Genomic DNA, 9785 nt, shown 5'->3' with positions numbered 1-9785 from the left:
TCACCGGGACCATCGATGCCCCGGTGGCCGTGGCCGATACCCAGACCACGGAAGAGAACGCCGTGCTGACCGGCCAAGTGCCGGCGGCGACAGACGTCGATGGCACGATCGAGAACTATCAGCTCGACAGTAGCGTGGGTCAGGGCAATGGATCGTTGAGCTTCAACGCCGACGGCTCCTATACCTTTACGCCGGGCAGCGACTTCGACAGCCTGCCGGCTGGTGACAGCCGCGACGTGAGCTTTAGTTACACCGCCATCGATGACAGGGGGGCTGCGAGCGACCCGAAGACGGTCACGATTACCGTGACCGGCACGGAGAGTGCACCCACCATCACGGGTGTGTTCACGGGGAGCGTCACCGAAGACGTCAACGTTACCCCAGCGGGCACGCTGGTCTCCTCCGGCATATTGACGGCCGTCGACCCGGATGCCGGTCAGTCCGGCTTCGAGGCTGGTCCGGGTACCGCGGCGAGCGGAACGCTGGGCTCGCTGACGATCAACGCCACCGGCGAGTGGAATTACAGTGTCGCAAACAGTGCGGTGCAGTACCTGACAGCCGGTGAAACCAAGGTCGAGAACTTCACCGTCGCCACGCGAGACGGCACTACCAAAACCGTCTCCGTGACGATCGTCGGCACCAATGAACTTCCCGAGACGCGGGACGTCAGCGTCACAGGCGGGGAAGACCCGTCACCGCTGATCGCGGTCGGTCTCTCCGGGAGTGATGCGGACGGTAACGTTGCCAGCTTCGAGATCGAGAGTCTGGGTGGCAACGGCACGTTCTATCGTGACGCCGCGGGCACACAGACCTTGTCGGCGGGCGACGCCGTCGCCGCGAGTGGCAGTGACGCCACGGTCTATTTCAAGCCCACGAGCGACTGGGCCGGCACGACCACGCTCAAGTACGCGGCAGTCGATAACGATGGCAGCAGGGATCCGACGCCGGCGACAGCCACCATCAACGTTACGGCGGTCGCCGATGCGCCGTCGATCACGCTGGGCGGGAACACCGCGTCGGGCGCCGGGCTACTGCGTGAGACGTTCTCGATCAATACGCTGGGGAACAACGGCAACGGTGCCGACCCGGCCACTTTGCAGGCGACTATCGATGGCGCTGGCGCGCCCGTCAGCAGCGGCAATACCACCGGCGCTGCCAACAGCAACGTGGCCGCCGGTACCGGGACGCATGTCTCGGGCCTGGTCTATCTGGAAGCGGGAAAGACCTACGCGTTCAGTGGCAGAGGCGACGACAGCATTCGGGTCCTCGTCGGCGGTGATGTGGTCGGTGAGGGAACCTGGGGCGGCAGTGCGGGCCAGTATGCCGGTAGCTACCAGCCCGCCGCCAGCGGTTACTACACCCTCGATCTCTATCATCACAACCAAGCGGGGCGGGGAAATTACTCGCTCGACGTCGGCGTCGACGGGGGCAATGCGGTTGCGCTGAATACGAGTAACTTCGTGCTGATGCAGGACGTCAGCGCGCTGGATGCCGCCAACGTCAATCACTCGGGGCTGCTCGGCAGCGACGGCCAGGGTAATGGCTATTACCAGCGCTATGCGATGAACGAAGGAGATGAAGACTCTGTCATTCATCTCTCCCGAATCGCCACGGCGTTGACGGATACCGACGGCTCGGAGACGCTCGGCGCAATCCGGCTGAGCGGTCTTCCCGCGGGGGCTACGCTGAGCGACGGTAGCCACACCGTCGTCGGCAGCAACGTCAGTGCCAGCGTCGACCTGAACGGCTGGAACCTCAACTCGCTGACGCTCAAACCGGCGGCGAATGACAATGGGACGATCAACCTGAGCGTGTCGGTCACGTCGATCGAGGCGAGCAATGGCGATACCGCGACGACCAGCGTGACGATCCCGGTGACCGTCCATGCGATCAACGATGCCCCCGTGATCGCCGGTCAGGGTGCTACCGTCACCGTCTCCGAAGAGGGGCTGCCGGGAGGAGTCCCGGACACGCAGGGCACGTCGGATACGACCGACTCGGCGACCGCCAGCGGCCGCATCGTTGCCAGCGATGTGGATGGTGATCAACTTGACTACACGCTGACGGCGCCGACGGCAGCCTTGACCTCAGGTGGCGAGGCGATTACCTGGACTGGCAGCGACAGCGGCACGCTGGTCGGTTCGGTCGGCACCAAGGAGATCATTCGCGCCACCATCGATGCCAACGGCGACTATCAGATCACGCTGAAAGCCGGCATCGATCATCCGAAGAGCGGCGAGGACACGCTGAGATTCGATCTTGGCGTCAAGGTCAGCGATGGCACGCTGACGGCGAGTTCAACGATTGGTGTGACCGTCGAGGACGATTCGCCGGTTGCCCAGACCCACGATTTGACGTTCGTTCAAGGCGCGATCAGTACCAATGTGCTACTGATCCTTGATACCTCCGGTAGCATGAACGAGAAAGTCACCGTCGATGGCGTCGAGCAGTCCCGTTTGCAGGTACTGCAGCACTCGATCCGCGACATGCTCGGCCGCTACGATGACATCGGCAACGTCAAGGTGGCGCTGGCGCCATTCTCCGATCAACTCGATAACTCGCCCAAACACTGGATGACGGTGCCAGAGGCTCTCAAGGCCGTGGACGCACTCCAGGCGAATGGTGGCACCAATTACGACTACGCCCTGAGCAACGCCCAGGCCGCCTGGAACGGCGACGGTAAGCTCACCGGTGACGTACAGAACGTGTCGTACTTCTTCTCCGACGGTGCGCCGACGCTCTCCAGTCGTTACCCGGACGTCTACACGCCGGTGGGTAACGGCCACTACGTGTTCAATGATGGCGCGGCGACGTCCGCTGCGCTTGGCGATGGCATCGATGCCAACGAAGCCGCAGCATGGCAGTCGTTCCTCCATGCGAACGGGATCGACTCGTTGGCGCTGGGCATGGGCGGTGACGTCAACGAGGCCTATCTCAACCCGATTGCCTATGACGGCCGCACCGGCGACAACACCGATGCCATCGTGATCAAGGACTTTGGTGCGCTGTCAGAGGTTGTCAACAGCACGGTCAAAATGCCCCTGCTGCAGGATGGGCTGTTGGATGGTGCCGCCCATGGTTTCTCTTCCTTCGGCGGCGACGGCGGCTATGTGCAGAGTCTGATCGTCGATGGCGTCACATACCGCTACGACGAGAGCAGCGGTGCCATTACCGCGTCGTCGAGCGCGGCTGTGTTCACCGTCGACAACGCCACGCACTCCCTGAGCCTGACCACGGCGCTGGGCGGCAAGCTCGTCATGGACATGGATGATGGCAGCTATCGCTATATCGCGAAGCCCGGCAGCTACGGCACCGACCCCATTCGCTACACCTTGAGTGACGCTGATGGGGATACCGCCAATGGCGTCATGAATATCGCCGTCAAGAGCGGGGTGACAGTGGCGAGTGATGACCACATCATCACCAATATTCTGAGCCCCAGTCTGACCATTGGTGCCGACGTGCTGCTCGCCAATGACACGGTCAAGGCGGGGACGACGGCAACCACCCAAGGCTTGACCCTGACGACGGGCTGGAAGGATCGCGCATCCGACTTCACAGCCGCGTCCATGCAGACGCAAGACAAACGCAACGTCGATTCCTTCACTCTCGATCGAGGTAGCTTCTCGACCGCGGGGCAGACGGCCAACTCGGCGGCAACGGTCGTGCGGGGCTATCTGGCGGGGGGGAATTTGCTCTTCGGATTCGGTAGTAACGCCACCGATACCATGCGAGTGTCGCTGCGCGCTGGCGAGTCGCTAACCCTGTCCACGACCGCTGCTGCAGGCGTCGCGCTGTCCTACAGAGCGGAGGGAGGCAACGACAGCGGGCTCGCCAATGGTGGCACGTTTACCAATAACAGTGGCGGCAGTCAGGATTACGTCATCCAGGTCCACAACGTCAGAGATGGCCTGCTGGGGTTCGGCGCGGAAAACTATGATCTGTCGATGAAACTCGGCTACGCGAACGCGGCGGATCGTTCGCCAACATTGACCTCCAGCTATACGCTCACGGACAGTGACGGCAACGCGGATACCGCTGCGGTGACCGTCGACTATTCGCGAGGCCAGACCCTCAATGGGACGAATAACGATGACACACTGATCGCCAACGACACGGCAACGAGGCTAAATGGGGGCAAGGGTGACGATGTCCTGATCGGCGGGAAAGGTAACGACATCCTGACCGGTGGCGAAGGCAATGACCTGCTGCGCGGCGGTGCCGGCGACGATGTTCTACTCGGTGATTCGGGTAATGATCGCCTCTACGGTGGGGCGGGGAACGACATTCTGGAAGGCGGCACCGGCAACGACCGACTCGAGGGCGGCGCGGGTGACGACATCCTCACCGGAGGCGCAGGTACCGACACCTTCGCCTGGATGCGTGGCGATCAGGGAAAGGCCAACGCCCCCGCGATCGACCGAGTGACCGACTTCACCGCGGGCAGAGGCGGCGACGTGCTCGACCTGTCCGATATGTTGGACCTGGGGGGCGGTCAGGAGCAGGATCTCAGTGCCTCGCTGCACTTCGTCAAGGGCGAAGCGGCAGGGGCGCCGGGCGAGGCTAGCGGCAACGGTTCGACGTTGGAGATCAAGACCGACGGGCCGGATGGCGCCGTCACCCAGAAGGTCGTGTTCAGCAACATGGACATGACCACACTTGGCGGCTCCGATGCCGAGATCATCAAGACACTGCTGGATAACGGCAACCTCAAGACGAACTTCGACGGCTAGGGACGGCCGTCGCAAGACAGGAGACTGCAGGTTTGGCTGAAGAACCGACACCGCTTCGCCCCGAACCGATCGGCGAGAAGGAGGCGGACCCGATTCTGGGGTCTTTGGTCTTTCTCGCCCGGCATCACGGCACCCCGCGAACCCCGGACGTGATCAGCGCGGGCCTGCCGCTGGACGAGGGGCGCCTGACGCTGTCGCTGTTGCCCCGTGCCGCCGCGCGCGCCGGCCTCTCGGCCAAGCTCGTCAGTCAGCGTCCGGATCGCGTGGCCGACATCCTGCTGCCGTGCATCGTCGTGCTCAAGGAGCGGCGTGCGGTGGTCATGCTCGAACGTGACCCCGAGCGCAAGGAGGCGACGGTCTACCTGCCGGAGGCGGACGGCACCGAGACGGTGGCCATGGAGTCCCTGTGTGAACAGGCCACCGGTCAAATCGCCTACGTCCGCCGCGAGCACCGATTCGATGCCCGCGCGCCGGAGACGGTCAAACTGGCCGAGGGGCACTGGTTCTGGTCGACGCTCAAGCTCTCGACGCCGATCTATCGTGACGTGTTGCTCGCCTCGCTGCTGCTCAACCTGTTCGCCGTCGCGGCCCCCCTGTTCACCATGAACGTCTACGACAAGGTGGTTCCCAACCAGGCGTTCGATACGCTTTGGGTGCTGGCCACCGGCATGGCGATCATCATTGGCTTCGACCTGCTGATGCGTCAGTTACGCGCCTGGTTTCTGGATACCGCCGGCAAGAAATCGGAGATCCTGCTGTCGGCAAAGATCTTCGCCAAGGTGATGAACCTGCGCATGGACGCGCGACCGGTCTCGGTCGGCGCCTTCGTCAAGAACCTGCAGGAGTTCGACTCGGTTCGGGACTTCTTCACCTCGATGACCATGACCACGCTGGTGGATCTACCCTTTGCGCTGCTGTTTCTGGTCGTCGTCTGGATCATCGGCGGACCACTGGTCATCGTGCCGATCGTCGCGCTGGTCGTGCTCATCGGCTACGCCATCGCTATCCAGTGGCCGCTCAAGCAGTCGATCGAACTCGGCTCAAGACTCGCCACTGAAAAGCACGCCCGACTGGTAGAGAGCGTTGCTGGCCTGGAGAGCATCAAGCTCGCCAACGCGCAGGGAGAAACGCAGCGGCGCTATGAACGAGCGGTCGGCGAGATCGCCAAGTGGGGAGTCAGAAGCCGGAATCTCTCGACATCCGTGTCGTCGCTGACGATGTCGGTCAACCAGATCTCGACGGTGGCGCTGGTCGTGGTGGGGGTCTACCTGATCGGCCAGGCGCAGCTCTCGATGGGCGGCCTGATTGCGGGGGTCATGCTCACCGGGCGGGCCCTGCAGCCGCTGGCGCAGACGGCGCTGCTGATCACGCGGTTCGGCCAGACCCGCAGTGCCATGGCCGCGATCGATCACATCATGCAGCTGCCGGACGAGGTCGAAGAGAACAAGAACTACGTCCATCGCGACCGACTCAGCATGCGCATCGAGTTCGATCACGTCGACTTCCGCTACGGCGATCAGTCGCCGGCCGTGCTGAGCGATGTCTCCTTTAGCATCGAACCCGGTGAGCGTGTCGCGATCATCGGCCGCATGGGGGCGGGCAAGAGCACGGTGCAGCGCTTGATGAGCGGACTCTACCGCGCCTCCGATGGCAGCGTTCGCATCGACGGGCTGGATATCAATCAGATCCATCCGGCCGACGTGCGGCGGCACATCGGTTTTGCGGGACAGGACAGTGCGCTCTTTTTCGGCTCGATCCGTGACAATATTATTCTGGGGCAACCCTACGCCGCCGAGGAGGCGATTCAGCGTGCCGCCGACGTCAGCGGAGTGAGCGAGTTCACCCGACGCGATCCGGACGGGCTCGACCGTCAAGTGGGTGAGGGCGGCCGGCTGCTCTCCAGTGGTCAGCGTCAGTCCGTACTGCTGGCGCGGGCGATCCTCACGCATCCGTCGCTGCTGCTGCTCGACGAGCCCGGCTCGCACATGGACAACCGGGCGGAGGCGCTGCTGCGTCGCACGCTGCGCGACATGCCGCGCAGCCAGACGATGGTACTGGTGACCCACAAGAGTTCGATGCTCGAGGTGGCGGACCGGGTGATCGTGCTCGACGCCGGCCGACTCATCGCCGATGGGCCCAAGCAGACGGTGCTCAAGGCGCTCAACGAGGGCCGTGTGCAGGCGCCCACGGACCCCGAGCCGCCCGCGACCGCGTCGCAGGAGGCGCGTCATGGCGGATAACCCGCGCAAGTGGCCCCGTCCCTCGTCCCAGGAGCTGGAACTCGCCGATGACGCCAGCGCCGCGACGCTGCAGGCGACACCCTGGCGTTCGCGAATTTTGATCTGGGTGGTGCTCGCCATGCTGATCGCGTTTCTGGTCTGGGCGGGGGTGTCGAGCGTCGAGGTGGTCACCCGCGGCATGGGGCAGGTCGTCCCCTCGTCTCGCCTCCAGACCATACAGAATCTGGAGGGTGGCATCGTACGCGAGATCTCGGTCAGCGAAGGGGACATTGTCGAGGCTGGCCAGCCGCTGGCGCGTATCGACCCCACGCGGGCCACCTCGGATCTGGCGGAGCGTAACTCCACCCTGACCGGCCTGCAGGCGTCGGTGGCGCAGTATCAGGCCGAGCTGGCCTCGGTAGCGCTGAATCCCGATGCCGACGACTGGCGCGCCCAGGTGCTCGTCTCCACTCAGCCGCTGCCGCTCAGCGAGGACTTCCGCGAGCAGAGTCAGAATGTCTTTTCTGCCGTGCAGAATGCCTACAACGCGCGTCTTAGCGGTCTGCGTTCGCAGATTGATCAGGCCAGCGCGCAGGTACAGCAGCGTCAGCAGGAGCTTGATGAGATTCGCGCTCGCGTGGCGTCGCTATCGCGAAGCTATCAGCTATCGCGTCAGCAGCTCGGAATTACGGCCCCGCTGGTCGATGAAGGGATAGTCTCCCAGGTGGATCTGATCAACCTGCAGCGTGAGGTCAACGATCAGCGGGGGCAGCTCGAATCCGCCCAGCTCTCGATTCCCTCCAAGCAGTCGGAGCTGCAGGAGGCAATCAGTCGCCGCCGCGATGTCGCGGCCCAGTTCTCCTCCCGGGCGGCGGATGGCCTGAGCGAGGCGCGCAGCAAGCTCGACAGCCTCCAGCAAGGGCGCGTGAGTCTGCAGGATCGCGTCGACCGAACGCTCATCACCTCGCCCGTGCGCGGCAGCGTGCAGTCGATCAACGTCACTACCATTGGCGGCGTCATCGACCCGGGCGAAAGCCTGATGCAAATCGTGCCGATCGAGGACAAGCTCCTGGTCGAGGCGCGCATCGCCCCGCGGGACGTGGGGTTCATCCATTCCGGGCAGCCGGCGACGGTGAAACTCTCCGCCTTCGACTTCACCATCTACGGCGGTCTTCGCGGTGAGGTGCTGCGCGTCAGCCCCGACACCGAAGAGGATGAGAAGGGAAACACCTATTACGAGGTGACCGTACGGACCGACAGCAACCATCTCGGGCCCAATGACGACGAATTGACGATCATTCCCGGCATGCAGGCCACCGTCGATGTCATCACCGGCGAGCAAACTATCTTGCAGTATCTGCTCAAGCCGATTCTGCGCGCTCAGCAGTCGGCGATGCGCGAGCGATGAGCAGATCAGGCCATGCCGCGCAGCGGCGCGAGAGGCAGAGCAATGAGAGAGAAGGCGGCACTATGAGACAGTGGATTCTGGGAGCGGGTCTGGCGGCGCTGGCCGGTAGCGCGCAGGCGCAGACGCTGGCCGATGCGGTCACGCGGGCCGTCATGGAGTACCCCACCACGCGCACCGAAATGGCGCGCTATCAGCAGAATCTCGAACAGGCGCGAGCCGAGCGCGGTGCCTATCTGCCGTCGGTCGATGTCGAGACGCGGGTGGGCTACGGCGAGAACGAGACCGAAAACGACGGCATCCGGCAGAGCAGCGAACCGCATGACTATCGACGCGCGCAGATCACGCTCTCTCAGCTGATCTGGGATGGCAACACCACGCTCGAGCGCATCCGTCAGGCCGACGCCGAAAGTGACTATCAGCGCTGGCAGGTTGCCGCCGCCGCCAACCAGGTCGGCCTCGTCACCGTCGAAAGCTACCTCGACGTACTGCTGCGTCAGCGCCTGCTCGAACTCGCCGAGCGCAACGTCGAGACCCATCAGCGAATTGCTGCCGACATTCGTCGGCGTAGCGATCTCGGCGTCGGTACCACCACCGACACCACGCAGGTCGAGGGGCGCATGGCGCAGGCGCAGGCCAGTCTGATCGCGGCGCGCAATAACCTCGACGACTCGATCTCGAGCTTCGTGCGCTACGTGGGCGCGCGCCCGCGAGATCTCACCCTGCCGGGTGACGTCGACATGTCTGCGGTACCCGCCGATTTCGATGCCGCGATGGCCATGGCCACGGCGCAGAACCCCCTGGTGATCTCGGCATCCTATTCCATTGCCGCAGCCCGGCACGAGGTCGCCGCCGAACGCGGCGATTTTCTGCCGACGTTTCGGGCCGAGGCGAGCCGTTTGGCGAGCCGCGACTATGACTTCGAGGGTAACCAGGCCGACGACTGGAACGCCGACCTGGTGATGTCTTGGAACCTCTACCGAGGCGGCATCGACGTGGCCGAGATGCGCGCTCGAGAAGAGTCACTGCGGGCGGTCCGCTATGACAGCGACCGCTCGCTGCGCGAGATCCGTGACGAGTTGCGCCTGGCCTGGAACGCGCGCGACTACGTTCGCAGTCAGATCGGCTACCTGTCGCAGTACGTCGATGCGACTCAGCAGACGCGGGTCAACTATCGCAAACAGTTCGACATCGGTCGCCGCACCCTACTCGACATGCTCGATAGCGAGACCGAGCTGTTCGATGCCCAGCAGTCAGAGGTCCAGGCGGAATTCGCGCTGCGCCGGGCCAACTACCGGCTGCTGTCGGCCACCGGGCAGTTACTCGATACCCTCGAGGTCAACGTGGCGCTCGCGGGAGAGCCCGGCGATCGTTACCCACCCCTGCCGGCGGCCAACGACCGCCCGCGCGGCTAAACGGAGACCGTCC

Annotated in this window: 4 protein-coding genes; all 4 read left to right on the top strand. The window is 64.0% G+C overall.

Features of this window, described 5'->3' with window-relative positions; all coding sequences use genetic code 11:
* On the top strand, positions 1-4733 hold a 4733-nt coding region (locus tag DOM41_RS11210; protein ID WP_157956915.1), incomplete at its 5' end, for a VCBS domain-containing protein.
* Positions 4734-4765: 32 nt separating this feature from the next.
* Positions 4766-6973: a type I secretion system permease/ATPase gene (locus DOM41_RS11205; RefSeq protein ID WP_223160978.1), complete on the top strand. Its 2208-nt coding sequence runs from the start codon at positions 4766-4768 to the stop codon at positions 6971-6973.
* Positions 6963-8360, top strand: a complete 1398-nt coding sequence (locus tag DOM41_RS11200; protein ID WP_157956914.1) for an HlyD family type I secretion periplasmic adaptor subunit — start codon at positions 6963-6965, stop codon at positions 8358-8360. The genes DOM41_RS11205 and DOM41_RS11200 overlap by 11 nt, the downstream gene beginning before the upstream one ends.
* 62 nt (positions 8361-8422) lie before the next feature.
* Complete coding sequence (locus DOM41_RS11195) at positions 8423-9772, top strand: TolC family outer membrane protein (RefSeq protein ID WP_157956913.1); 1350 nt, start codon at positions 8423-8425, stop codon at positions 9770-9772.
* Positions 9773-9785: the final 13 nt, after the last annotated feature.

The organism is Salinicola aestuarinus (genome assembly GCF_003206645.1).
Lineage (GTDB): Bacteria > Pseudomonadota > Gammaproteobacteria > Pseudomonadales > Halomonadaceae > Salinicola > Salinicola aestuarinus.
This window is presented reverse-complemented; position numbering and strand designations above follow the sequence as displayed.